Raw genomic sequence first — 23,553 nt, 5'->3', positions numbered from 1 at the left:
TGCTTGCATTTTTTAAAAAGGAAGTTTGCCGGCAAACTGTCCCATCGACTTTTGGGTAGCTTCCTCTATTTGTTTAAGGGCATCATTGACCGCCTGGCTGGTCATATCTGCCAATGTCTCAATATCATCAGGGTCAACCACTGCTTCTTTGAAGTCAATAGAAAGCAGTTTTTTATCGCCCGTAAAAGTAGCTAGGACTAACTCCTGAGCCGATTTACCGACAAATGTTGTCTTGGCTAATTCCGCCTGTTTGGCCTCCATCTGCTTTTGCAGCTTTTGAGCCTGTTTCATCATATTCTGCATGTTCATCATAATGTTTTTGCGCTTCCTTTCATAGCAAGGGGTTAGACCCTGTGTATAAATTTTATTGCCATAGTGTTAAAAATTATCAATGGCATCAGCAATTTCTTTTTGCTGGGTTGGAAATAAGTGAGAGTGCCGGAAGTCATGATTGCGAATTAGTTTTAAATTTTCAGGCATTCTTTTTTTAGAAGAACCCGAAAATTTGAAACATTCGGACCAGTCAATACCTTTGGAGTTGATCGAAAGATTTGCAGACTACTTGGATTATCAGTATATTTATTTAGTAGCTTATGCTGATTCTCTTTCTATTGCTTTAGTGCAAATTCTACGGTTTAGCTCCTATATGCATTTTTCTATTACAATAATAGGCCTCATAACGTTCAGCCTTTTTATGTGTTTTAAAATCTGTTTTTCTGTGCCGCTTCTGCCTGTTACACCGCCTTCCGTTTTTTTATTTTTTGTCTAGTTACTCGCACATTAAATTCCCTTTCGAGTGGCAGTATCTTCCTGTATGTCTTCTATTATAGCATGATTGTTGCTTAACTCAAAACCGAGTAGGTTCCTCTATTGTTTTTAGTGGGCCCCTTCCAAATACGCTTATTGTTGCACCAATAAAAGCTATTTGTAACGAGTTTTCTTTTATAGCTTTACCTTTATATAAATTGATTGAATGTCAAGTGTCGAAAAATAGGCAATATTTTTATGATATAATAAAATCTAAGGTTATTAAATTTAAAAAAATTGTTGAATTTAATGATGAAATTGATGCCCAATCTGTTGATAATTTTTGGACTCTAAAGGACTGTGATGTACCTAAATATATTGATAAGGCGTGGGCTATGACAAAGATGGAAAGTAATGAAAATAATAGAAATTAAAGATATTGATAACTACTCTTTAGCTAAGTCACTGGATTGTCTTGAGAGGATGGGAAAATTATTTCCGATTGTCAGAACCAATTTAAATTCATGTAGAATGTTTGTCGATGATAAGAGGTGTAACTGTTTGCTAGAAGTTACTCAAATAAGTAATACAATTAAAGTTGCAATTTTGTTCGGGCAGGCTAGTGAAATTGATATTGATTGGCTTACAGAAAAGGTAAGAGATGTATTTGATTTGGATAACCCAATTTATAATGAGTTTTATTCAAATTTGAATGCGTATGGAGATGTCAATTCTAGGGAATTGATGAAGTCATTAAATGGGCTGCGTCTTATAAAAGATATAAGCCTTATGAATTGTGTATTCCGCACTATTATTAGTCAGCAAGTTAGTTTAAAAGTAGCATCAAATATGGTTAGAAAGTTTGTCACGAGGTATGACCATAGGTTGTATTTTGATGGAGTTTATTATTATCAATTTCCTAATGTTGAATTTATTGCTAACAATTTAACTATTTCTCAACTTAGAGAAATTGGGATTCCCGCAAGAAGAGCAAATGCTATTATAGATGTTTCTAGTAAAATTTTAGCATTAGATAATTCATTAGAAGATTATTCGTTTAGAGAACTAGAAGAATTATTAATTTCGGTTAAGGGAATTGGTCAATGGACAGTTGAAATGTTGGGGCTATTTTATTTTATGGTACCAGATACTATTCCTGTGGCAGATTTAGGGTTACATAGAGCCGTTGAGCACTTATATAAGTTACCAACTAGGACCGTATCAAAGACTAATGTAAAAGAATTTACTAATAGGTGGTGTGGAAATAAATCGCTATTAGTGTATTATATTTGGGAATTTTGGATGCTTAGCAAAGTGGATAAGGAGCAAAATTATGATTGATTTGGAAGATGGTAAATTTAAAATTACTGTTTCTATCATCCTATTGAAAGAAAATAAATTACTTTTACAATTAAGAGATAACACTGGATATTTAGACGGATTTTATGATTTAGGAGTCAGCGGTCATGTTAATAGTAATGAGAATTTTAAAAAGGCTGCTGTGAGAGAGGCTTCGGAGGAGTTAGGACTAAAAATTTCACCAGAAAAGTTAGTCTATGTTACACTTATTCAAAATATTCGGGATAACTATATTTATATTTATTTTCTGTATAATATTTCTAAAAATGAAGAAATTAATATAAAAAATAATGAACCCAACCAAATAAAAGATTTGTTATGGGTAAAACCAAGTTCCTTGCCAGAGAATTCTCTTCCTCACAACATAATTGCTTTAAAAAATTACGAAAGCAATATTCTATATGATATAATTTATGATGAAATAGGAGATGATTAGGGCTTAATCAAAATTATAATAGGGGTTTCTATGTAATTTATAGTATTTTGATTAATAGTTAAATTGGTGTAGGGCAAGAATTAACTATGATGAAAATTTTCATGTATGTTTTATCTTTGGTAGAGAAATAAAAGGAATCTGGGACAGACACTGATGATTGCTTTGCAATTACCCACAAAAGTATGAAAACAAAGCATAGAGCCCTCATTAGGACTTAGTGAGGGCTTTGTGGTTGATAATTTTAACGATCGCTGTTATCAAGGAATAAACTAATCCACTCTACCGATGAGGACTCTCAAAGATATCGCACAGAGCATAAGTATAAAAATATGATTTAATTCAGTAGATAAGTCCACTATTTTCTAGAAGAAGGAAGATAGTTATGGATATCTTATATCGGTCTTGTGCTGGAATTAATATTCACCAATCTAACAAGGTATTTGGGTCTTTAGTATTACTTATTAAAAGGGGAAAGTCATGGGGAAGCATGCGCCATTGACAGCCTGTTTTGGTGATGTACAAGGTCGCATTAACAAGTTCTCGTTTGGCCCATTTATAGGTACGATGTTTAGGAAAATAGGGTTCTAGCTTAGCCCATTCTTCATCAGTTAAATCAGTATCATATGCTTTTCGTGTCATAGTTTTAGTTTAACATTTTTTGTGAATACAGGTTCTTAGTTTTTGAAAATATTGGTTTATTAGTAAAAATATTTGAGTTTGCCGATATTTTAGAAGTGTACCTTCATAATCCTCCTAAAAAATTTTTTCACTTAATTAGGCAACAAATTCCTTCGGAAAGTGTACATATTGAGCAAAGTACTTTTAAGAAAATTGAAAAGAAACAGTTTCAAGATGTAATACATGACTTACAAGATGTAATACATGACTTAAATGAAAGCATAATTGGCCAAGGAGAAGCTAAGAAAAGTTTATTAAGAAAACTAGTTGCTCAACTAATACGTCCGAGTTCAAAACCATTAGTTTTAATGTTTTATGGTGAACCAGGGATTGGAAAAACTGAAACAGCAAAACAACTATCAACTACACTATATGGGAATGACAATATTATTCGAGAACAAATGTCTATGGTTGGTGGTGAATCAAGTGTAAAATATTTTAAATCAACAAATCATAGCGAAGACTCGTTTTCTAAAACATTATTAAACAGAGAATCTAATGTTATTTTGCTTGATGAGTTTGCTCTAGCTCCTGCATTTTTTCATAGTACCTTCTTTCAAATGTTTGATGAAGGTATCTATGAAGACCAAAATTATAAAGTAGATTTAAGTAATTCAATTATTATTTGCACATCTAATTTTAAAAGTCGGTCAGAAATGGAGAAAAATGTTGATGTAACGCTATTAAGCCGATTCGATGGCTTTATTAAATTTTCTCAGTTATCTTTTGACGAGAAGAAGCAGATTTCAAAGATAGTCTATTCAAAAATTATTGACTCAGAATCCATGACTAAGGAGTATAAGGGATATTTAGATGAAGTTAAGATTTTAGAAAGCATGGAATCTAAATTAAATGCTCTTCCTAATGTTAGAGCGATAAGAAAGTATGTTGAAGATGTTGTGCAGATAAGCTATTGGAGGTAATTATAAAGGATAAATCAAACTAATTATGTTAATTATCAGAGAAAATACGATAGAAACATGAGGTAGTGAATTTAATTTGAAAAAAGTATATTTCTATAAAAATTTTTGGTTCTGGGTGGCACTATCCTTATTAATTTATATATTGAGGTAGTCTGAGGTATTAGGTGTTGAATTATTAATTAATATAATTGTTTATGTTTATAAGCAGGTTATAAGTGAACCAATTGCATTTTTTGCATTTCTGATTAGTATAATTACTGTACATATAGACAGAATTAATGTTTTAAAAACTGACAGGAGAGCTAAGCTATCTATTTCTTATAAAATAGAAGGTAAATCGAAAGTAAAAGCTTCTTTCAATAATGTGGTGAAGGAAATCGAAGTGCCTAGAATAAGAATATATGAAAATTCAGGAACAATAAAGTCAACCTATATTATTCTTACACCGTATGTTAAAGAAAATAGTCTAAGTATAGATAATATAGATGGTGGTTATTTTTCATTCAATGCAGTATACATACATTTAAACGAAAATCAATCTCATTCTATCTTTTGTCTATTCGAGGGTGTAGGTGGTTCATATAAATTATTATTACTTGTCTATTTAAAAAATATAATTGGGAATTATTATCTTGAAGTAATTGATAGAGTAGATGCCTTAAATAAAAATGCAAAATAATTACAACAGTATTATAATCAGTTTAAAAATGTGGACGATATCTTTCTGAAAATAATATAATCATCTCTTAAGACCAGTGTAAAGTGAAAGCCAGGAACGGTTTTAGAGAGTAGGAAACGCCTCACTGGTTAGTGAAGCGTTTTTTAGATTACAAAGAAGATACTGCTATTGTCTATTTTTTGATATAAATTTAAGTGTTTTTAGTTCGATTTAATGAATCTAGAAAAGCTTTAAATCAACATTTTGAACGATTGCAAGACTTAAAAAATCGTGGAGCAAGTCTTGCATGTTCATCATAATGTTTTTGCGCTTCCTTTCATAGCAAGGGGAGACCCTATGTATAAATTTTTATTGTCTTAATTTGCCTTATTGTTAAAAATTAAATTATCAAAGGCATCAGCAACTTCTTTTTGTTGTGTTGGAAATAAGGGAGAGTACACATTTATTGTAATATTTATGGAGCTATTCCCTAAACGTTTCATAAGAGTGAAGAAAATGCAGTCTTTCCTTTGTACAAGCCACCCGTTTTCACGGGTGACCTGGATTGTCCAAGGAGATTTTTCTGTTTTTCTTGCCTAGCAAAGAACTACGGCTGCAATAAAAGCAAACTAGGATTTGTTCTTCCAGATTGTCAAGTAGGTTTACCAGAGCTGGCCGCCGTAAAGTGGCTATATGAATTGAGATTTGATAGGAATAATTGAAGTTTCTCTTGTTTTTAGGCCTTGCTTTGTGAAGATTCAAAGTCTGTATGTTCTGGAATCTTCTTAGCCTGATGTGTCATAAATAATATCATCCCTAAGCGGAAAGCTTGTTGTAGAAAAACCAGAATAAAGAAAATTGGAGGGAGCTTTCCAGTAATCATCGTCAAGAAGTAATCCCACAGACCATGATCGGCTGCACACCAGCTGATTTTTTTGGTGAACAGGTAAAGATAAGCGTAATAAAAGCCAGAGATAGTAGTCACCACCACTTGCAAAATGACGCCTTTTAGACTACTGCCCGCAAATAAATTGATGGCATGAAATAGCCCAAAACACAAGGCGGAGAAGATAATAGCCTGTTTTCTCGGAAAGCGCTCTAAGAAATATGCTAGCAGCACCTTTCTAAATAACAATTCTTCTCCGACGCCAACACAAATAGTGGCAACAAAAATACCAATGGAAGAAAATGCTAGATGGGATTGCAGCAGCCAAAAGGCCATAATACTAATTGCCAATGGCACAAAGCCCAAGAAGAAATACCGCCGTCTCAGCGGGAATTTTTCCCTCAGCTCAACGTTTTGAGGGTTTTTCATAACATATAGCACCATCATAGCAGCAAGCAATCCTAAAAATGGCAGTTCAGAAATCAAAAACTGATTAGATGAATAGGAAATTCCCCTAGCTTGAAAAGTATAAAAGTAACTCCCAAGCATTATAGCAGCGTAGATAAGTGAAATCGTATAAATAGATTTTTGACGGTCCATACAGTCTCCTTTTTAATTTTTTAATAATCTTTCCCTTGAAAGAGTTCAGAAACTGCACTCGCAAGGGATGTTTTCAGGATTAAATGAATCTAGTGGCTTTCTTTACTGCCCGTTCGGCATGGTAAAGATGTTAAAACCACCAAAAATAACCGAGAATTCCTAGCCCCATCACATCACTAATGGCATGTCCTAAGAAGAAAGGGAAAAGGTTTTTCTCTTTCATCCGTGCATACAAAACGTAATAGACAGTCCCCATCAAGATACCAATTCCCAGAGCAGGAATGTTACCCTGATAAGTATGGAAGGCGTAACGAACAATGAGCGAGTACAGCAATGCCCAGCGCCGATGCTCTGCTTTCACCGTTAAGCATACGCCAAGAAAGAAAATTTCCTCATAGAAACCATTTAAAGCAGAAAAAACCAATAAGGACAGGTCAACTTCTGAGAGTCTTTGGAGCAGAGGGTGCAAGCTGGTAGGTGTGGCAGCATAGCTAACGCTGGCTTCAGCTGCTGTCGGCGGCATCAGCATAGAAGTCCCTATCAAATATAAATCGAAAATGAGTGAAAAACCAATAAAAATGCCAACTCCCATAAAGATAGCTCGCGGAGTAATGCGAATCTTTGATGTCCATACAGAAAAATCAAAATGACGCAGCCATAGATACAAAAAAGCCAGAAACAGTAAGAAAGACTGGTGTAAAAAGGCCTGCCAATTAACCGCGCTAGTGAATTCTGGGACATCCGCAAGCGCACCATCTTCTAATGTAAAGAAGATAGCAAACGAAGTTTGGATGGCCTGAAAAAAGAGGATAAGGGTTAGGATGAGAATATCCCACCATTTGAGCAAACGAATCTTTTTAGTGCCTCGAATAGCCTGTAATCTGTTCATATCATTTCTCCTATTAGTTATGAATAGGTTCTTTAAAAATCATAACACAGCCATCTGAAGAACAGCTACTGTTGGCCTGTTTTTTATCTAAGAAAACTGTCATGCGTAAAATTTTGAAGTAGATTTTGCTTAAAACTTATAAAGTGAAGAAGTCTCAAGCTTAAGGCTTCTTTTTTATGTGATAGTATGTTTTTAGTGTTTACATTTTTTTTAAAAAAATGTAAACTATTAACATAGATAGCGCTATATTAATTGGAGATGGTTATTATGGGAATTTTACAGGATTACTTGAAGCAAGAATGTGATATTAGATTAGCGGGAGAATTAGTTTACAGTGTAAGGGAAGCTTATCGTTTTCTTTGGGATTTAGTAGAATCTACACCTGTTTTGAAGCGTCCAGAAATGCGTAAAACATACGGCCATATTAGGCAAGCTTTGGTTGATGTTGCTTTACGCTTGGTACTTAGTGATTCATTAATGAAATCAGATGTTCAAATGGTGTCAGCCGCTAACAATAAGAATGGCTATACTTATACTATGATAGAAACAAAAGGTGCTATCATTTCACCAGTCAAGACAAGAACTGCGGCAAGTATGCCATCGAAAGCTCTTCATAGAAGTCTCGGAAGTATTAAAAATCGACAGTTTGATTTATTTACGACTCAAGAAGATTTAAATCATTCTTATGATGAAAACAATCCGCCTTATTTATTGTTAACTTATGGTGGTGGCAATCATCAGTTAGAATTTGTATAATTAGGATTGCCAGATATGGCGAGTGAGAAGTGGATTGAAAAAGTGGATATCTTAAATGCTCAAAGAATTATTACTTCGACCGCTGAGGAAAAAGCAACACAGAAGCGCTTAGATTTGACTTTAACGGACCTTTCAGAAGAATTACTTAGGAGAGAAATTAATGGAACACGCAAGATTTAATCCTTCTAAACTAAAGAAAGCTCGTATAGCTAGAGGATTGACTAAGAAAGAACTCGCTGAGAGAACAGGAATTTCAAGGCAGATGGTTTCTAACTATGAGTTGGGGAAAACACAGCCTGGTGCGACTAATTTGTTGGCAATTGTATCTGAACTGAATTTTCCCTATAACTACTTTACCTCTGAAAACAAAGGTTTTTATGAAGGAGCTACTTTCTTTAGAAGCCAATCCGCTGCAACAAAGCGGACCAGAGATATGCAGGCTGTGAGATTAGAATTTCAAAAAGAAATTTATGATTTTCTATCACGATATGTCAATTTTCCTAAATTGACTTTGCCTGAGACTTTGATGAAAAATATTTATGATATTACCAATGAAGATATTGAAAACAAGGCAGCAGAGCTAAGAAAATGCTGGGGGTTAGGTGAGAACCTACCAATTGCCAATTTGATTGAAAGTGCTGAAGTGCATGGTGTTATTGTTGTCGAATCCACTATGTCAGATGATACTTTAGATGCTGTTTCAGAATGGATAGAGGATCGACCTTTTATTATGTTGACAGATAATGGAGAATCTGCTGTGCGTCGCCGTTTTAATGTTGCCCATGAACTAGGGCATATCTTACTTCACGGAGATGTTGAAAGCATTCATGACTATACGCCTCAAGAACTAAAAAATGTTATTGAGAAGCAAGCACATTATTTTGCATCCTGCTTGCTATTACCAGAAAAAGGTTTCTTAGATTCACTATTGTCAACGAATTTAGACTTTTATATAGAATTAAAGAAACGTTGGAAAGTGTCTATTCAGGCAATGGTTATGAGAACTTTTCAATTAGAATTAATTTCAGAAGATCAAAGGCTCTATTTATTCAGGCGGATAGCCTATAATAAATGGAAGAAGAAAGAGCCTCTAGATGATGAGATGTCGGTTGAGAAACCAAGCCTTTATCGAAAAGTGTTTGAACTAATTGTTAATAATGATATTTTACAAAAAAATGAAATACTATCATATTTGTCTTTACCACAGGATGAGCTGGAAAAATCATTAGATGTTTCGATTGCTACTGATGAAACAATTGTTCAGAAAGCACCTACGCTGAGAATTATAAAGTGAAGAAGCCTCAAGCTTAAGGCTTCTTTTTTATGCATAAGGCTATATCATTTTATACAGGAGACTTTAACTGTCAGCTGGACAGAGTTTATCCCTTTAATGCAAGAACTTTCACTATATAGAAGTCTCAATGTTTTTCCACCTGTCATCAGTGCCAAAGACAAAATGGCAGAGCGCTATTGTCTTAGCAGGAGTTTCTGCAGTGGCGGCTGTATCGGTTGGCGCTAAGATTTTCCCAATGCGTCAATGAGGGACCGTTTTTCAGATTTCATGAGAGACGGCAAACATATTGACCAAGCCGGTGCTGCCGGAATGAAAGCAAGTGAATCAAAATTGCAGGGGGAAGCTGGAGGGTGACTGCTATACTATTAAATTGCAAAAATGTAACAAATCAGTGTCAAACGTTTGACAATAAAATGCAATTCTGTTATAATAGCCTTATCAAATTAAAAAAATAGGAGATTTGTTTATGGTTCAAATTAAATTAACGCCAGAAGAACTGCGCTCACAAGCAACTAGCTACACTAACGGTGCGACATCAGTCCGCGATGTTTTGACAACACTGACAAACACACAAGCTGATATCGCAGCTAACTGGAGCGGTACTTCTTTTGACAGCTTTGATCAGCAGTTCAATGAATTATCGCCAAAAGTCAGCCAATTTGCTGATCTGTTAGATGAAATTAATCAGCAGTTAAACCAAGTTGCTACGACTATTGAAGACACTGATGCACAGATTGCATCGCAAATTCAGCAATAATTGTTAGGGTAACGCTTAATAAAGATTGGGACAGGTGTTTACCTGTTCCAGTTTTTTCGTATAAGGCAGCAAAAGATAAAGATGAACAAGAAATTTATAACCTATTTATTAAGTATTTTAGCGGTACTGGCCTTACTGGCTGCTGCAGCCGGGCTCAACATGGCTGTTTGGCGCCAAAATGAAACAGCCAATCAGAAAACCAGCCAGCAAAGCAAACTGAATGTCGCTATTGTCAATGAAGACCGGGCGATTATGTCTACGGACGGTGTGCGCTACAGTCTGGGAGAAAGCTATATTAAGACAATCGAAAGAGACGACAGCCAAAATTGGTTTGTGGTCAGCCGCGGGACGGCAGACAGCGGTCTCAGAAGCGGGAAATATCAGCTGGCGGTGACCATTCCCAGTGATTTTTCAAAGAAAGTCCTTGATATCAACAATGTCAATGTCGACCAAGTCAATGTCAAGTATGAAGTCAATGCTAACGGCAACCAGCAGCTGGAGACTGAAGCGGCTAAGCTGGGCAAGGACATTGTAGCTGACCTGAACAGCCAGCTGGTGGATATGTACATGGCCAGCATCCTGAGCAACCTCTATACGGCTCAGCTAAATATTCAGGCTATTACTGAAGAACAAAGCAGCAATGTCGGTGTTTACAGGGCCAATCTTTTGGGAGCAGCGACAGCCCTGCAGAATGGTTTTCCAATTCTGGTTTCCAGCTCAGGCAGCTCTCTGACCGCTAATGAGGCCTTGGTGCAGACCCTGCGCAGTTCAGCAGAACTCTTTGGAAACTTGGATACTTCTCAGCAAAGTTTTAACGGTAACTTGAACAGTCTGGTTGAGCAAAGGGCACAAGACCAAATCTCATACGGAGAATTTGTGACAGCCTTAATGGAAATGAACCGTGAGGTGCTCTCGGGACAAATCACAACGCTCTTAACTGCTCTGCAAAAAGCACAGGGAGACCTGAGCAGCCAGATTCAGGCTGCCAGCGATGCACTGCCTGCAAATGGAGGAGCTGTGGCTGCACCTGCCAGCGGTGTCAGTGTCACCAGTCTGGATGAAGCCATTGCCAGCCTGAAAGAAGCACTGGCAACAGAGCAAACCAATATCAGCAGTGCTAAAAATGATATCAGCAGCTTTGTCGAATCTTATCTGAAAACAACTTATCAAAAGGACACTGCTGATTTAACACTCTTTGATCTTTTGAAACCGGCTGGGATGACCGGCCAGCTCACCAGTGCTATTGATAACTTGCCAGCAGCTGACAGTACGGGGATTAATGATTTAATCAGTGACATGACAGTTCTTGACGGCGATGCGGCTGACAGTGTCCATGCCTTCAACATCGGTCAGGCTGCCGTCTACAACTCAACTCCGACAGGCAATGCGGCTTTGCGGCAGGAGTTGACTGATGCCAAAAAGGACCTGGAAGACAGAAAGAATGACTATGAGACAGTATCAGTCAGCCAAACCAGCTCGCTCTCTGCCAAGGTCAGTATTGTGGTTCCCAGCCACATCACTCTGAACAGCTGGTCGCTCAACGGAGAAAATAAGGGGACTGCGACTCAGGATGTTGATGTGGACTTGAGCGATTCCGGAAACAGCTTTAGTTTCGACTATACTTATAATGATAATATTCCTTCCGATACTTCCGAAAGCATTCAGATTGTGATTAACGGCATCAGTGTTGCCAGTCTGGCAACGGAAGAAGAAGCTTACCGTAAAGCAGAGGCGGCCTATGCCCGTAAGGTTGAGGAAATTAACGGGGAATACGATAAAGTCAACACTTTGATGGCTGTGTTCGGGCAAAATGCCAAGGATCTGATGGCCAATCTTCTGGCCGATGCTATTGATGCCAATTTATCCGGCATCAGCGACAGCGGACTGCAGCAAAAAATAAAAGATTTAGAAAGGCAGCGTGACAGCCTGGCTACTCAGATTGCTGAAGTTCAAAAAACTAACGAAACGGTAACCACTAACATCAGCGATCAGCTGCAGGCACTTTCTGATTTGCAGAATCAGGTCAATAATGTCAGCACTCTGCAAAGTTCGGCTTCGGAAAAACTGTCTGCGTCTGACAGCAGCCTGACTTCCCTGAGTTCTGAACTGCAGTCGCTTCTGTCAGCGACAGCCAATGCCAAATCGTCATCGGAGGCTAATGTGACACAGGCCGATCAAGTCAACAGTGTGTTTGCCTCCTTTAATCAAAGTGTTGAATCAGCACAGAATGACAGTCAGAAGCTCTCTAAGGATGCCGAAGATTTGATGGCTGCCTTTAATGAAGAACTGGAAGAGAGCGGCGATTTTGTTGAAGCTTTTGTCAAGGTGCTAAACAACGCTTACAGCGATGGCGTAGCTAATGATGTGCTCTTGAAGTTCCTTTCCAATCCGGTCGGCGAATCTTCCTCATCAGTCAAGGCTTCGGTCAATGTCTACCGTCCTTTCACTTGGATTTTACTGCTGGAAGTGGTGACATTCTTTATGGCTTATCTGTTTGCAAATTATAATGTGATTAAAAAAGCCAAAGACAAGTTTACCACAGACCGCTTGGCGCATACCGATATTTTAAATGTCGGGATTCTCAGCCTGTTAGCAGCTGCTATCGGGATTTTGCTGGGTGTTCTGTCCGGCCGTCAGCTGGGAGTAAGCGCCGAACTGCTGCCTTCTTGGGTGCTTTTGGTAACGCTCTTTAGTTTCCTGCTGACACAAGGACAGTACTTCCTGCTGAAAAACCTGAAAGCTGTCGGTATGGGGCTCATTCTCTTTATGATGATGAGTTTTGTCTACTTGTCCAATGCCATTGGGACAACAGTCGGTCTGAACCGGATTCTGACCCTTCTGAAACGTTTCAACCCCCTTTCACTTTTGGAAGGCTATCTGTCGGCTTATTTTGACAGTTCTGCTGCAGGTCTTGCAGTCTTCCTGCTGCTGATTGCAGCGGTGCTGGCACTGACAGCAGTCAATGTCTTCTTTAGCTGGTCCTTTAATCTAAGGAAATGGTCGAAGGCGTAAACATGAAAAAAATTCTTTATTTAATCGGGGTATGGTTTTGCCTTTGGCAGGCCATACCCGCCTTTGCTTCTGATTTGAAGGATAACAGCCTGAAACTTGACAGCAGACGTATCGAGCAGGAGGAGGAGCAGGCCTTCTACCAGCAGTCAGAAATTCTGGCTTCGCTCTTTTCTGAAGCCGATACGCAAAAGTTAAAGGAAGTAAAGGAAAACCGGTCCGATGAGCTGGACAGCCGTCTGGCCCAGCTTTTTGCTCAAAAGCAGGAAAAGACAGATATCTATCAGCTGAACAGCCTGTTTGCTGACGGGGATTCCAACCGCTATGCCACAAAGCTGGATGCTGACAGCCAGACCAAGGAAAGTCCGGCAGGCTATCTCTACAGTGCTGTCTGCCTGCTGCTTGTCGGCGGAGCCGGTCTTCTGAGTTTTCTGGCAAGCAAGGAAGAGCAGCCGGACTGACCTGCTAAAAAAGGGTGTGCAGTTCCCTTGGTTCTGTCCGAATGCGAATAAATAAGAAGTAAGTGATTGTTTCAAACATAGGAATGTGAAAAGGCTGGATCCTTTGTATCTTGATGAATTGAACACGGGCTAAACGCTGCGGGAAAAAGATGTCCTGACTTAGAATCTGGCGATTCGTCAGTCAGTCCCCTATTTTCCTTTTGCGTTTTATACGCCCTTTGTATCTTGGTGAATTGAACACGCCCTAAAATCCTAGTGAAAAAGATGGCTGCCAGTGTGATGCAAGCATCACTTGCCATCCCCTATTTTCATACGGATTTCTTAACGGGCTTTGTATCTTGCTGGAATTGAACACGCCCTAAGAGCTGTGCAAAAAAGATAGCCTGTCCTAGAGCCTTGCGGCTCTTCGTCCAGTCTCCTATTTTTGCTTTGCTCTTTTAACGGGCTTTGTATCTTGTTAATTGAACACGGGCTAAGCTCTTGGCAAAAAAGAGACGCAGTCGTAGGAAGCGTATGCTGACGTACGAATGTGGCTACTCTGTGAGTGCAGCCCTCTCTTGAGTCTTTAGTGACTCGGCGGTCAGGCTCCTATTTTTGCTGTGAGCTTGAACGCCCTTTGTATCTTGTTGTTGGTGGTGTGATGGATCATATTAATGTGAGTTTGGTTTGGCAGGGGAAGGTGATGGATATTCGGATTCCCCGAAAGATTGAGGTGGTTAAGCTCATTGAGGAGCTGGACAGTATTTTTGGTTATGAGAAAAAGCGCCGCAAGTATCAGCTGAGGGTTGTCAATAAGGGGCTGCTTTTGGATGAGGGGAAAAATTTGTCGGATTTTCCTGTGACAACGGGTGATGTGATTGACATTGAGGAGGTTTTGTAAGTGAGAGAGGTGCATCTTGATTTTTTGGAGCAGGCATTTATTTATCACAAAGATGACAGCCAGTGGCAGCTGACCTTGAAGCGGTCAGATGTAGCCAGTCAGACTTTGGAGGAGCTGGTGCTTTTGGATTTGCACCATCCTCTCTTTTTGGAGCAGACAACGGTTTTTGATGACGATGATATTACCTTTACTTATGCTCTGCCCAAGGACGGTCTCAGCTATGAGGCGGTAAAGAAACGCTTGATGTCTGAACGCCTGCGTTTGGCTCTTAATCTTTTGGATCTGGAGCAGGCGCTCAGCCTGCCGGTGACCTTTTTTCTGCATCCGGAAAATCTGTTCATTACCAAAGACCAGCAGCTCAAAATCGCTTATCGGGGGCTTCCTGAAATCATGGTGCCCTCTCAGATGGACAGGCCGGACTTTGTCAAGCAGGCCAAATGCTTTATTATCAGCCTTTTTACCGAGCATGATTTTCTGGCTCTTTATAATGGGGCTTTGGATGTCGTCGAACTGCCGGACTTTCTAAAGGCTTTGCGGCCTCTGCAGACTGTTGCGGAACTTCGCTCGGAGCTGGAGACCAGCTACCGCCAGCGGCTGCAGCAGGAAGGGGAAAGCCTTGTTCTGGTCAATAAGTCCCGTCACAAACTCTACAAGTATGCCTCTATCTGGCTGACAGCCGGCTTGATTATGCTGCTTTTGCCTCTGGCTTACTTGGTTTTTGTCCGCAATCCTTTCAAAGAAAAAATGCTGGAAGCCGATACGGCTTTTATCAAGCTGGACTACTCGGGTGTGATCGATAAGCTGAAAGATGTTGATTTGGGCTCTCTTCCTTATACGCAGAAGTACGAGCTGGCTTACGCCTATATTCAGGTGCTGAAACTTTCAGACGATCAGAGGCAGATTATCCTGAACAATGTCAGTCTGAAATCAGATGAACTCTATCTGGACTACTGGATTGAGAGCGGCCGTGAACGCAATGATGAGGCCATTGACATTGCAAAGCGCTTGGATGATTCGGATTTGATTATCTATGGTTTGGTGCAAAAGATTCAGGAAGTCCGCAATGATGACAGCCTGTCCGGAAGCGAGCGCGAAGAGGAGCTTGGCACCCTCCAGTCGGAATATGAAAAATACTGGGAAGACCGGCAGACCAGTCTCAATGACGGTGATGATGCCAAGGCTGCAGCCAGTGAGCAGGATTCGTCTCAGACGGCGGCTTCAAAAGAGGAATAAGGGGAGTTTATGACAAACGCTATTGCTATCTATACTGACCGTTATCGCTATAGCTTATCCCTGTCTGAGGGGCAGGAGGCTGTGCTGGCTTCGTCTGAGCCCTGTTCGGTCCTTATCAAGTCTTTAGCTGCGCCTGTGACCTTGCACTGCGATGAGCAGGGGCTGACTTATGTTTATGAGGGAAAGCGCGGCTCAGTTACTGACGGGCTGAAACTTGACGGGCTGACCTTTTACAGGGCAGCCGGTGACCGGCAGGTTTACAACCTGCTGGACAAGCAGGAGCTCCTGGTTGGGGACCGTCCGGGGAGCGATCTCTATTTAAAGGACAGTCCTGCTTCTTTTTGGCTGCAGCGTAAGGAGCAGACTTGGGAGCTGCACCTCCTGTCAGGTGAGCTCTATCTCAATAACCAGCGCCTGAGCCTAAGTGTGCGGGAGCTGGCTTTGGGGGATGAACTCAGTATGGCTGGGCTCCTCATCAAGGTCTATGATGAAGAGCTGTGGGTGAGCGGGGCCTTTCAGGTTTCAGAGGCTCTGGCTGCAATGCCGCAGTCCCATTATGGTTTTTATGAGGGCTATCCGGACTACCACCGCTCGCCCCGCATCATCTATCGGAGCTCGGAAGATCCGGTGACCATCAATGCGCCGGAAAAGGAGCCTAAAAAGCCGGAAGACGGGCTTTTGCGCCTGATTCTGCCGCCTTTGGTTATGGTGTCGCTCTTGATTGTCATCTCTATCATTCAGCCTCGTGGGATCTATATCATCATCACCATGGCCATGTCCACGGTGACGGTGATTTTTGCCATAAGCAACTACTTTAAAAGGCGCCGGCAGTATAAGCGGGATAAGAAAGACCGGGTCGCCCACTATCAGCGCTACTTATCCGATAAGGCCGTGGAGCTGGAAGGCTTAGCCAGACGCCAGCGTCAGGGCCAGTTCTATCACTATCCGGATCCGGTGACACTGGATAATCTGGCGGCTCAGTACCACCACCGGATTTATGAAAAGACCCTGCAGCAGTTCGATGCGCTGCACTACCGTCTGGGTCTGGGCGAGGTGGCGACCAGCTATCCGCTGAAGTACAGTCAGACGGAGCGGAGCGGTCAGACCGACCCTCTGGAGGCGCAGGGCTATCAGCTTTATCAGAAGAGCCGCAGGCTGTCGGATCTGCCCATTGTGGCTAATCTCATGCAGGGACCTGTGGGCTATACGGGTCCCAGAGCTTTAGTTTTGGAGCAGCTTCAGCTGATGGTGCGTCAGCTGGCCTTCTTTCATTCTTATCATGATCTGCAGTTTGTGGTGGTGCTTCCGGAAGCGGAGGTGTCCGAATGGTCCTGGCTGCGCTGGCTGCCGCATGCTAAGCTCCAGGCGCTCAATGTTCGGGGTCTGGTTTACAACCAGCGGACCAGGGATCAGGTCTTAACCAGTCTCAACCAGATGTTAAAGGTGCGCCAGGCAAGGCAGCAGGAAGGGCAGAAAGAGCAGACGCTCTTTACGCCGCACTATGTGGTTTTGGTGACGGATCGGACCCTAATCATGGATCATGTGATTATGGAATTCTTCACAGAGGACCCGACGGCTCTGGGCTGTTCTCTGGTCTTTGTGGAGGATGTGCTGTCCAGCCTGTCTGAGAATGTGCAGACCATCATCACCATCAAAGACCGCAACAAGGGGGAGCTGGTCTTGGAGGAAGGGGAGCTTCGGGCTGTGCCTTTTGCCTTGGACCATTTTCCTTTGGGCTATGATAAGGAAGCCCTGTCCAGACGCTTGGCGCCTCTCAATCACCTGCAGAATCTGAAAAGCACAATTCCAGAGACGGTTTCCTTCTTGGAGCTTTATGGTGTGGAGACGGTCAGTGAGTTAGGGATTGCCGAGCGCTGGGCTTTGCATGCGCCCCACCGGACCTTGTCGGTCCCTTTAGGGCTGAGGGGTCAGGAGGATGTGGTGGCGCTGGACCTGCATGAGCAGGCGCACGGGCCGCACGGTTTGATTGCGGGGACTACAGGGTCAGGGAAGTCGGAGTTGATTCAGTCTTATATTTTAAGTCTGGCGGTCAGCTTTCACCCTTATGATGTGGGCTTTCTCTTAATCGACTATAAGGGAGGAGGGATGGCCCATCTCTTTAAGGACCTGCCTCATCTTTTAGGGACGATTACCAATCTGGACGGGGCTCAGTCCAGGCGGGCTTTGATTGCCATCGATGCGGAGCTGAAGCGGCGTCAGCGGCTCTTTTCTCAGTACGGGGTCAATCATATCAATGCCTACCAGAAGCTTTATAAGGAAGGGGAGGCTGCAGAGCCACTGCCTCATTTATTTCTCATCAGTGATGAGTTTGCGGAGCTGAAGGCCAACCAGTCGGACTTTATGGACGATTTGGTGTCGACGGCCCGTTTGGGTCGGTCCTTGGGGGTGCATTTAATCCTAGCGACCCAGAAGCCGTCAGGTGTGGTCAACGATCAGATTTGGTCCAATGCGCGCTTTAAGATTGCTTTGAAGGTGGCCAACCGTCAGGATTCCACGGAGATGCTTAAGACGCCGGATGCGGCGGAGATTACCCAGACCGGCCGGGCTTACTTACAGGTGGGCAACAACGAAGTGTATGAGCTCTTTCAGTCGGCCTGGTCGGGAGCTGCCTATCAGCCGGAGAAGGCGGCTCAGGGGATAGTGGATCAGACGATTTATGCCATCAATGGCTTGGGTCAGTATGAGCTTTTAAATCACGACTTATCGGGTTTAGACGGCGCCCAGACTATCGAGGAGGTGCCGACAGAGCTGGAGGCAGTGGTGGCTGAAATCGGTTCTGTAGCGGCTAGGGAACACATTGGTGAGCTGACCAAACCTTGGCTGCCGCCCTTAGAAGAGCGGATTTATGCGCAGGACTTACGGCCGGGTTCCTTTAAGGAACATTGGCAAGAGGAAAAGGCGAGTCTGTCGGCTTTACTGGGCTTTGTCGATTTGCCACGCCTGCAGACTCAGGAAATCATCAGCCACAACTTTGAACGGCAGGGGAACCTTTTGATTTATTCAGGCCCTGGTATGGGGAAATCTACCCTGCTGCAGACCATGATTATGGATTTGGCTCATCAGCATACGCCTGAAAACGTCCAGTTTTACCTGTTTGACTTTGGTACCAATGGGCTCCTGCCGCTTCGGCGTCTGCCCCATGTGGCGGACAGTCTGTCTCTGGAAGATACGGAAAAATTACCGAAGTTTATGCGGCGGATTCGTGAGGAAATCGCTCGGAGGAAACGGCTGTTCAGCCGCTATAGTGCGGCTAACATGACCATGTACCGGCAGATGAGCGGCGACCGGCTGCCTTATGTCTTTCTGATGATAGACAGCTACGACAGTTTGAGAGAGGACACCGAAATCGGTCCCAATTTAGAAGGGACGATTCAGAGTGTGGCCCGCGATGGCAGCAGCTTAGGGATTTATGTGGTGATTACCGCCAGCCGTTCAGGGGTTATCCGGCCGGCTCTGCTGGCTAATATGAAGAGTCGGCTGATCTTTAAGATGACCGATGAGAATGAGACCAAGACCTTAATGGGCCGTCATGATTACATCATGGAGGACCTTCCTGGCCGCGGCTTGATTCGTTATGATGGTCCGGAGGTCTTTCAGGCGGCCTTGCCTGCACGAGGGGAGGAACATTTTGAGCTGCTGGAGAATCTCCAGAGCTTAGTGGCTCAGATGGACAGCGCTTGGCAGGGCCCGCGTCCGCTTCCTATTCCTGTTGTGCCTGAGAAGCTGACTATGGAAGAGTTTGCGGCTATAGACAGTGTCCAAGCAGCACTTAACGAGGGAGAATTACCGCTTGGCTTAGATACAGTACATGTGGAAAGTGTCAATCTATCTTTTAAACATTTAAAACATATTGTCATTTTATCAGAAAATGTTTCTGCTCTTGAAAAAGTCATGAATTATTTTGTTACAACAGTTAATGCGCTATATACTAAAGGGCATACTTTAGTCGTGGATGTTACTGATGACTATGCCTATCTTAAAGAAGAGGCTGATGTGTATATTAATGGTGAGCTGTCTAAACAGTTGTTTGAACGAATGCAGACAGAGTTGGAAGAACGTAAACACAGGCCTAAAGAAACACAAACTTTTATTATCATTCCAGATTTAGCAACCTTTTTGGATCATTTTACAACTGTTGATAAACAGTTTAAAACGTTGTTTACAGAAGGGCCTAAGTATGGTCTCCATTTTGTAGTAGCCAGCATGAAATCGACTTTCTTTAAATCCAATACGATTGTCAGAATTCTAAAAGAAGATCTGTCCACTGTTTTTTTGGCGATGAGAATGTATGATCAAAGTTTTGTGGAACACAAGGAAGACTCCAAAGAAAGCCATTTAGCAAAAGATCAAATGTACTTTTTTAATAGAGGAAGTTATGTTAAAATTAAGATTATAGATAAAGAAATAGGAGATTAAAAATGTCAAATACGTTATACCCATTGGGAACAGTTGTCTATTTACAAGATGGAACAGAAAAAGTAATGGTTGTTGGAAGAGGAGTGATTTATCATGATGAAGACTCTGATAAGGAAGTGTTCGTTGATTATATGGGCTGCCGGTATCCAACAGGTGTTAATCCAGATAACACTATTTTCTTTAATCAAGAAAATATTGACCGTGTTGTTTTTGAAGGGTTGAAAGACGCTGAAGAAGAGCGTTTTCAACAAGTTTATGAAGACTGGCTGAAAAAAGTCACCGTACCTAAAAAAGAAATTAATTAACAGAATAAAGGGTGTTCTTATGAATTATGATGAAAGAATAGCAGCTCTTGAGGCTTTTAAAACAGCAGTTTCTTCTGGCAGTACTACTGACAATGTTAGTGGTACTTCTTCAGATGTCTCTGGCTGGGAAGGTGATGCCAAACCTAAGTTTGATGATTATATTGAAGAGGTTAAAAGTGATTCTAAAAGTATTGCAGGGAAAAAGGCTAGTTTTTTAACCGATGTCGATGGGCAAATAACGGCTATTCAAACACAACTTGAGACAGAAGTTAATTTGAATAAGTTTGTTGCGACCTCAATATATGACAGTAAAGATTCTAGCAAAAATAAATCCCTTCGGCGGGCAGCTGTTAACAACTTATCAGTTGATGAGAGTGTAAAGAAACGCCTTTTAAAATTGATATAGGATAGAAAGGAATCAAATGACAACGATAAAAATGGATAAAGAGGCATTGACGACTGCTATTACGAATTTTGAAAATAAGGTAACTATTTATAAAGATTCTACTGTATCTTCTATCGCTCAGTTCAGCAGTTTTCAAGATGTTTTAACAGGGAAAGCCTATACTTCCTTAGTTAATTCGATTAATACAACTTTAGATACACAGAAACAGTTAGTTGCAGAGTGTATTGTTTTAACAGACAATGCCAAAAATTTTGCGGAAGATATTTCTTCTGAGGAATCTTCGGTATCCTTCGGGTAGAATAATAAGGAGATAAAATGGCAAGCGGAAAAATTAGCTACGATGCAGGTCAACATAAAGCCTTAGAAGCCGAACTGAAAAAGATAGGTGATAATTTTGAAGATTTAATCACAGAACTTGGGAATCTGCAATCAAGTGTTGATGATAATTTAGAAGGGGAAGCAGCGACAAGTCTCTCGTCAGAAATTGCCTCATTATTAAGTAAACTCGAAACAGAGAACACCAATTGGTCTACTGTCTCAACAAATGCCAATAACGTTGAAAAACTGATTAAAGAAGCTGATAACAAAGCCAAGCAAACTGTTGAAGGCAGTGGGGGATGATAGCCTAGCACATATTGAGAAAGCATTAGAATTTTAGGAGGACATACATGGCAGAGGGGAAGTTTAAAATTCCTTTAGACAGCTACTATAGTGTCTCAGGCACTATCAAGGGTAAAGTTACAGAATTAGCCGACAGTGTTGAAAGCGATTTTTTAAACAAAGTGGGCAATAATATCGGTGACTTAGACAGCCGTGATGCAGCCATTGTGGAAGGTTTTGAGTCTTACACCAGTGCCCAGACAGAATTAGAAACATTACGCACCCATGAAACCAATTTGAATAATATGTCAATGGAAGGGGGGAGCAATCCTTTAAATGGGGTTGTTTCGACCGATACAGAATACAGTTCTACCTTTTCTGGTTTAGCGGACGGTACAGCCACCAGTCAGGTATCTTCTGTGGCGGAGAGTTTGGATATAGCCATTCAGTCAAAAAAAGCAGAACTCGATTTTTTGCGGGAATTCGAAGACATGGTTAACGGTGTTTTAGACAGTGATACTGCCAAGCGCTTAATTCAATTAGCTAAGACCAATCCGACAAAAGCTTTAGAAAAGTTACTGATGAATGACAAGTTCTTAAAGACCATTTCTCAGAACGGCAAAATTGACAGCTTTTTTTGGAAATTAATGGAGCACATTAACGATGCGGAAAAACTTCCGCAGACTTTGATGAATGCTTTGGCAGATAATTCCACCTTTGTTAAGTGGGCCAGCAAGCTGTCTGTTGATAAACAGGATAAAGTCCTGAATTTGATGGTTAAAATTTCTGACAAAGGGTTTGATTTTCTGAATAAAGGCGGTAAAGTTCTGGAGTGGGCCGGTAAGATAGCGGAAGCACGGCCGGTTAAGATTTTAAGCAAGTTTGCCAATAGCGGTCTGGGCAAGGTCATTACGTCTCCTTGGACTTTGACTGCTGCAAAAGGTGTGGTTTCAGCAGCAGGGGCTTATATGGATGCCGAGGATGAGGCTTATCATGATTTAGGCAAGTCGGTGACAGGTGGTGTGATTGATGCGGTTGCCAGTGTCGGTCCGATTGACGGGGCTTTAATGGGGGCTTCGGTTGCTGGACCATTAGGGGGAGCAGTTGGATTTTTTGCAGGTGTAATTATCCAAGGGGTTCAATTTCTCAATCCAAATCTGAAGAGTGATATCAAGTCAGGAGCTTATCAGTTAATTGATCAGGGACGGCACGCTGGTCAAGCAGCGACGGCTAAAATGAAGGAAGTGGTTTCCACAGCTGGACAGGCGATATCCCAAGGGGCAAGCAACTTGACCAAAAATATCACCAATGTCGGCAAGAGTGCGCAGCAGTTATTGGGCAGTGCTGTCCCTGCGGTTAGCTGGTTTGGCTAAGGAGGGCTTATGAAGAAACAAACGCTTTTTAATGCCACCTTAGAGGAGAGCATGAACTTGGTGACAGATAAATATATCCAAACCGCCATGGAAGATATCAACGAAAAAGGATATAAGAGGAAAATATTGGGTTTTTTTACCATGATATTTTTTATGCTTTGCATGTATTGGTTAGGTATTTATACCGACTCTCACTTAGAAAAGCCTTATTTTATTAACACTTCCATTCTAATGTTACCACCTCTTATTATTGGCGTTTTGATTACTTGCCATTACTTATTTGAATTAATAAAAGTCAAACAGTCACGCATTCTTTCTTACTATTATTATAATAAAAATATGCTTGCAGTGGTAAGTTGCTTCGCTCTCCAAGCAGTCATTTATAGCATTATTGGCTCCTCATCAGTTTTGGGAAATATTTTGGGAACTGGTATTTATGGTTTACTCTTCATATTTATTGGTTTTGAGCGATACAGATGGTTTAAAGAGGATACTCTAGCTTCTCTTTATGGTCAACAAGATTTTAATAATCCTTTAGCTCGCTTTTTGGATTATTTTGTTATTTTCTCTAAAAAGTACGGGGGACTGGTTGTATTACTTCTGTTTCTCTTAAGATTATTTTTACCAGGTGGTTCTGATATTTATCATAATGATATCATTAGGAATGTCGTATTGATTTTTTTCCCGTTACCACTTGCACTAGGAGTTTATTTTGTAGTTGCCCTAGGAGCAGATAACTTTCAAGGCTACTATCTCCAGAAGTATCTGGAAGACTACCGGGAGATGAGCGGTTATTCTATTGAAGAGTGGTACGGGCCGAAGTCGAAAAAATACAAAGAGTCTTTAAGACAGTGATGTTTTGGCGC

Annotated in this window: 22 protein-coding genes and 2 pseudogenes; 19 read left to right on the top strand and 5 right to left on the bottom strand. The window is 41.3% G+C overall.

Annotation, left to right across the window (positions count from 1 at the left end):
• Positions 1-12: 12 nt before the first annotated feature.
• Together A0O21_RS08455 and A0O21_RS10665 are read right to left on the bottom strand one after the other, a co-directional pair.
• Positions 13-312, bottom strand: a complete 300-nt coding sequence (locus A0O21_RS08455; RefSeq protein WP_067064242.1) for a YbaB/EbfC family nucleoid-associated protein — start codon at positions 310-312, stop codon at positions 13-15.
• Between the two features lie 66 nt (positions 313-378).
• Positions 379-608, bottom strand: a pseudogene (locus A0O21_RS10665) (site-specific integrase); the annotation flags it as partial.
• Between the two features lie 553 nt (positions 609-1,161).
• On the opposite strand from A0O21_RS10665, the gene A0O21_RS08440 reads away from it, so the two are divergent.
• Positions 1,162-2,088 (top strand): DNA-3-methyladenine glycosylase family protein, encoded by a 927-nt coding sequence (locus A0O21_RS08440; protein ID WP_067064236.1) that lies wholly within the window; start codon positions 1,162-1,164, stop codon positions 2,086-2,088.
• On the top strand, positions 2,081-2,542 hold the full coding sequence (locus A0O21_RS08435) for an NUDIX domain-containing protein (RefSeq protein ID WP_067064233.1): 462 nt from the start codon (positions 2,081-2,083) through the stop codon (positions 2,540-2,542). Before A0O21_RS08440 ends, A0O21_RS08435 begins: the two co-directional genes overlap by 8 nt.
• A gap of 468 nt (positions 2,543-3,010) precedes the next feature.
• On the opposite strand, the pseudogene A0O21_RS11035 reads toward A0O21_RS08435, so the two are convergent.
• A pseudogene (locus A0O21_RS11035) lies at positions 3,011-3,181 on the bottom strand (transposase); the annotation flags it as partial.
• A 95-nt stretch (positions 3,182-3,276) separates the two neighbouring features.
• Between A0O21_RS11035 and A0O21_RS08430 the strand changes: the two are divergent.
• Together A0O21_RS08430 and A0O21_RS08425 are read left to right on the top strand one after the other, a co-directional pair.
• On the top strand, positions 3,277-4,143 hold the full coding sequence (locus A0O21_RS08430; protein WP_227806864.1) for an AAA family ATPase: 867 nt from the start codon (positions 3,277-3,279) through the stop codon (positions 4,141-4,143).
• A gap of 367 nt (positions 4,144-4,510) precedes the next feature.
• Entirely contained in the window at positions 4,511-4,822 is a 312-nt protein-coding gene (locus A0O21_RS08425) for a hypothetical protein (protein ID WP_158511703.1), read from the top strand.
• A gap of 715 nt (positions 4,823-5,537) precedes the next feature.
• On the opposite strand, the gene A0O21_RS08420 is transcribed toward A0O21_RS08425, so the two are convergent.
• Positions 5,538-6,287: a CPBP family intramembrane glutamic endopeptidase gene (locus A0O21_RS08420; protein ID WP_067064229.1), complete on the bottom strand. Its 750-nt coding sequence runs from the start codon at positions 6,285-6,287 to the stop codon at positions 5,538-5,540.
• Between the two features lie 130 nt (positions 6,288-6,417).
• Positions 6,418-7,176 carry a CPBP family intramembrane glutamic endopeptidase gene (locus A0O21_RS08415; protein ID WP_067064227.1) on the bottom strand — a complete coding sequence of 253 codons (759 nt, stop codon included), beginning with the start codon at positions 7,174-7,176 and terminating at the stop codon, positions 6,418-6,420.
• Positions 7,177-7,443: 267 nt separating this feature from the next.
• Here A0O21_RS08415 and A0O21_RS08410 point away from each other — a divergent pair, with 267 nt between their 5' ends.
• From A0O21_RS08410 to A0O21_RS08345, 15 genes are all read left to right on the top strand, one after another.
• Complete coding sequence (locus A0O21_RS08410) at positions 7,444-7,932, top strand: hypothetical protein (protein ID WP_227806863.1); 489 nt, start codon at positions 7,444-7,446, stop codon at positions 7,930-7,932.
• Positions 7,933-7,947: 15 nt separating this feature from the next.
• Complete coding sequence (locus A0O21_RS11030; protein ID WP_227806862.1) at positions 7,948-8,112, top strand: hypothetical protein; 165 nt, start codon at positions 7,948-7,950, stop codon at positions 8,110-8,112.
• Positions 8,093-9,226 carry a helix-turn-helix domain-containing protein gene (locus tag A0O21_RS08405; protein WP_067064225.1) on the top strand — a complete coding sequence of 378 codons (1,134 nt, stop codon included), beginning with the start codon at positions 8,093-8,095 and terminating at the stop codon, positions 9,224-9,226. Before A0O21_RS11030 ends, A0O21_RS08405 begins: the two co-directional genes overlap by 20 nt.
• 466 nt (positions 9,227-9,692) lie before the next feature.
• Positions 9,693-9,983, top strand: coding sequence for a WXG100 family type VII secretion target (locus A0O21_RS08400; protein WP_067064223.1), 291 nt, complete (start codon positions 9,693-9,695; stop codon positions 9,981-9,983).
• 81 nt (positions 9,984-10,064) lie between these two features.
• The gene (gene esaA, locus A0O21_RS08395; RefSeq protein ID WP_067064221.1) at positions 10,065-12,995 is read left to right on the top strand and encodes a type VII secretion protein EsaA; all 2,931 of its coding nucleotides are present in this window, start codon (positions 10,065-10,067) and stop codon (positions 12,993-12,995) included.
• A 2-nt stretch (positions 12,996-12,997) separates the two neighbouring features.
• Positions 12,998-13,453 (top strand): type VII secretion protein EssA, encoded by a 456-nt coding sequence (essA, locus tag A0O21_RS08390; RefSeq protein ID WP_067064219.1) that lies wholly within the window; start codon positions 12,998-13,000, stop codon positions 13,451-13,453.
• A gap of 637 nt (positions 13,454-14,090) precedes the next feature.
• On the top strand, positions 14,091-14,333 hold the full coding sequence (locus A0O21_RS08385; protein WP_099092243.1) for an EsaB/YukD family protein: 243 nt from the start codon (positions 14,091-14,093) through the stop codon (positions 14,331-14,333).
• Positions 14,334-15,566 carry a type VII secretion protein EssB gene (essB, locus tag A0O21_RS08380; RefSeq protein ID WP_067064215.1) on the top strand — a complete coding sequence of 411 codons (1,233 nt, stop codon included), beginning with the start codon at positions 14,334-14,336 and terminating at the stop codon, positions 15,564-15,566. It abuts the gene before it with no gap.
• Between the two features lie 9 nt (positions 15,567-15,575).
• On the top strand, positions 15,576-20,003 hold the full coding sequence (gene essC / locus A0O21_RS08375) for a type VII secretion protein EssC (RefSeq protein WP_067064213.1): 4,428 nt from the start codon (positions 15,576-15,578) through the stop codon (positions 20,001-20,003).
• 2 nt (positions 20,004-20,005) lie between these two features.
• On the top strand, positions 20,006-20,308 hold the full coding sequence (locus A0O21_RS08370; RefSeq protein ID WP_067064211.1) for a DUF4176 domain-containing protein: 303 nt from the start codon (positions 20,006-20,008) through the stop codon (positions 20,306-20,308).
• 19 nt (positions 20,309-20,327) lie between these two features.
• Positions 20,328-20,714: a hypothetical protein gene (locus tag A0O21_RS08365; RefSeq protein ID WP_067064208.1), complete on the top strand. Its 387-nt coding sequence runs from the start codon at positions 20,328-20,330 to the stop codon at positions 20,712-20,714.
• Between the two features lie 16 nt (positions 20,715-20,730).
• On the top strand, positions 20,731-21,012 hold the full coding sequence (locus A0O21_RS08360; RefSeq protein WP_067064206.1) for a hypothetical protein: 282 nt from the start codon (positions 20,731-20,733) through the stop codon (positions 21,010-21,012).
• A 17-nt stretch (positions 21,013-21,029) separates the two neighbouring features.
• The gene (locus tag A0O21_RS08355) at positions 21,030-21,335 is read left to right on the top strand and encodes a peptidase (RefSeq protein ID WP_067064203.1); all 306 of its coding nucleotides are present in this window, start codon (positions 21,030-21,032) and stop codon (positions 21,333-21,335) included.
• Positions 21,336-21,382: 47 nt separating this feature from the next.
• Positions 21,383-22,687 (top strand): hypothetical protein, encoded by a 1,305-nt coding sequence (locus tag A0O21_RS08350; protein WP_067064201.1) that lies wholly within the window; start codon positions 21,383-21,385, stop codon positions 22,685-22,687.
• A gap of 9 nt (positions 22,688-22,696) precedes the next feature.
• The gene (locus A0O21_RS08345; protein ID WP_067064199.1) at positions 22,697-23,542 is read left to right on the top strand and encodes a hypothetical protein; all 846 of its coding nucleotides are present in this window, start codon (positions 22,697-22,699) and stop codon (positions 23,540-23,542) included.
• The last annotated feature ends 11 nt before the right edge of the window (positions 23,543-23,553 follow it).

The organism is Streptococcus pantholopis (genome assembly GCF_001642085.1).
GTDB classification, from domain to species: Bacteria; Bacillota; Bacilli; order Lactobacillales; family Streptococcaceae; genus Streptococcus; species Streptococcus pantholopis.
The sequence above is the reverse complement of the archived record's forward strand: the minus strand, read 5'-3'. Positions and strand labels throughout refer to the sequence as shown.

What these genes read in the sequence shown, in the direction of transcription:
- A0O21_RS08455 (WP_067064242.1), bottom strand. Translation starts at nt 312, where the DNA reads ATGATGAACATGCAGAATATGATGAAACAGGCTCAAAAGCTGCAAAAG.
- A0O21_RS08440 (WP_067064236.1), top strand. Translation starts at nt 1,162, where the DNA reads ATGAAAATAATAGAAATTAAAGATATTGATAACTACTCTTTAGCTAAG.
- A0O21_RS08435 (WP_067064233.1), top strand. Translation starts at nt 2,081, where the DNA reads ATGATTGATTTGGAAGATGGTAAATTTAAAATTACTGTTTCTATCATC.
- A0O21_RS08420 (WP_067064229.1), bottom strand. Translation starts at nt 6,287, where the DNA reads ATGGACCGTCAAAAATCTATTTATACGATTTCACTTATCTACGCTGCT.
- A0O21_RS08415 (WP_067064227.1), bottom strand. Translation starts at nt 7,176, where the DNA reads ATGAACAGATTACAGGCTATTCGAGGCACTAAAAAGATTCGTTTGCTC.
- A0O21_RS08410 (WP_227806863.1), top strand. Translation starts at nt 7,444, where the DNA reads ATGGGAATTTTACAGGATTACTTGAAGCAAGAATGTGATATTAGATTA.
- A0O21_RS11030 (WP_227806862.1), top strand. Translation starts at nt 7,948, where the DNA reads ATGGCGAGTGAGAAGTGGATTGAAAAAGTGGATATCTTAAATGCTCAA.
- A0O21_RS08405 (WP_067064225.1), top strand. Translation starts at nt 8,093, where the DNA reads ATGGAACACGCAAGATTTAATCCTTCTAAACTAAAGAAAGCTCGTATA.
- A0O21_RS08400 (WP_067064223.1), top strand. Translation starts at nt 9,693, where the DNA reads ATGGTTCAAATTAAATTAACGCCAGAAGAACTGCGCTCACAAGCAACT.
- esaA (WP_067064221.1), top strand. Translation starts at nt 10,065, where the DNA reads ATGAACAAGAAATTTATAACCTATTTATTAAGTATTTTAGCGGTACTG.
- essA (WP_067064219.1), top strand. Translation starts at nt 12,998, where the DNA reads ATGAAAAAAATTCTTTATTTAATCGGGGTATGGTTTTGCCTTTGGCAG.
- essC (WP_067064213.1), top strand. Translation starts at nt 15,576, where the DNA reads ATGACAAACGCTATTGCTATCTATACTGACCGTTATCGCTATAGCTTA.
- A0O21_RS08370 (WP_067064211.1), top strand. Translation starts at nt 20,006, where the DNA reads ATGTCAAATACGTTATACCCATTGGGAACAGTTGTCTATTTACAAGAT.
- A0O21_RS08365 (WP_067064208.1), top strand. Translation starts at nt 20,328, where the DNA reads ATGAATTATGATGAAAGAATAGCAGCTCTTGAGGCTTTTAAAACAGCA.
- A0O21_RS08360 (WP_067064206.1), top strand. Translation starts at nt 20,731, where the DNA reads ATGACAACGATAAAAATGGATAAAGAGGCATTGACGACTGCTATTACG.
- A0O21_RS08355 (WP_067064203.1), top strand. Translation starts at nt 21,030, where the DNA reads ATGGCAAGCGGAAAAATTAGCTACGATGCAGGTCAACATAAAGCCTTA.
- A0O21_RS08350 (WP_067064201.1), top strand. Translation starts at nt 21,383, where the DNA reads ATGGCAGAGGGGAAGTTTAAAATTCCTTTAGACAGCTACTATAGTGTC.
- A0O21_RS08345 (WP_067064199.1), top strand. Translation starts at nt 22,697, where the DNA reads ATGAAGAAACAAACGCTTTTTAATGCCACCTTAGAGGAGAGCATGAAC.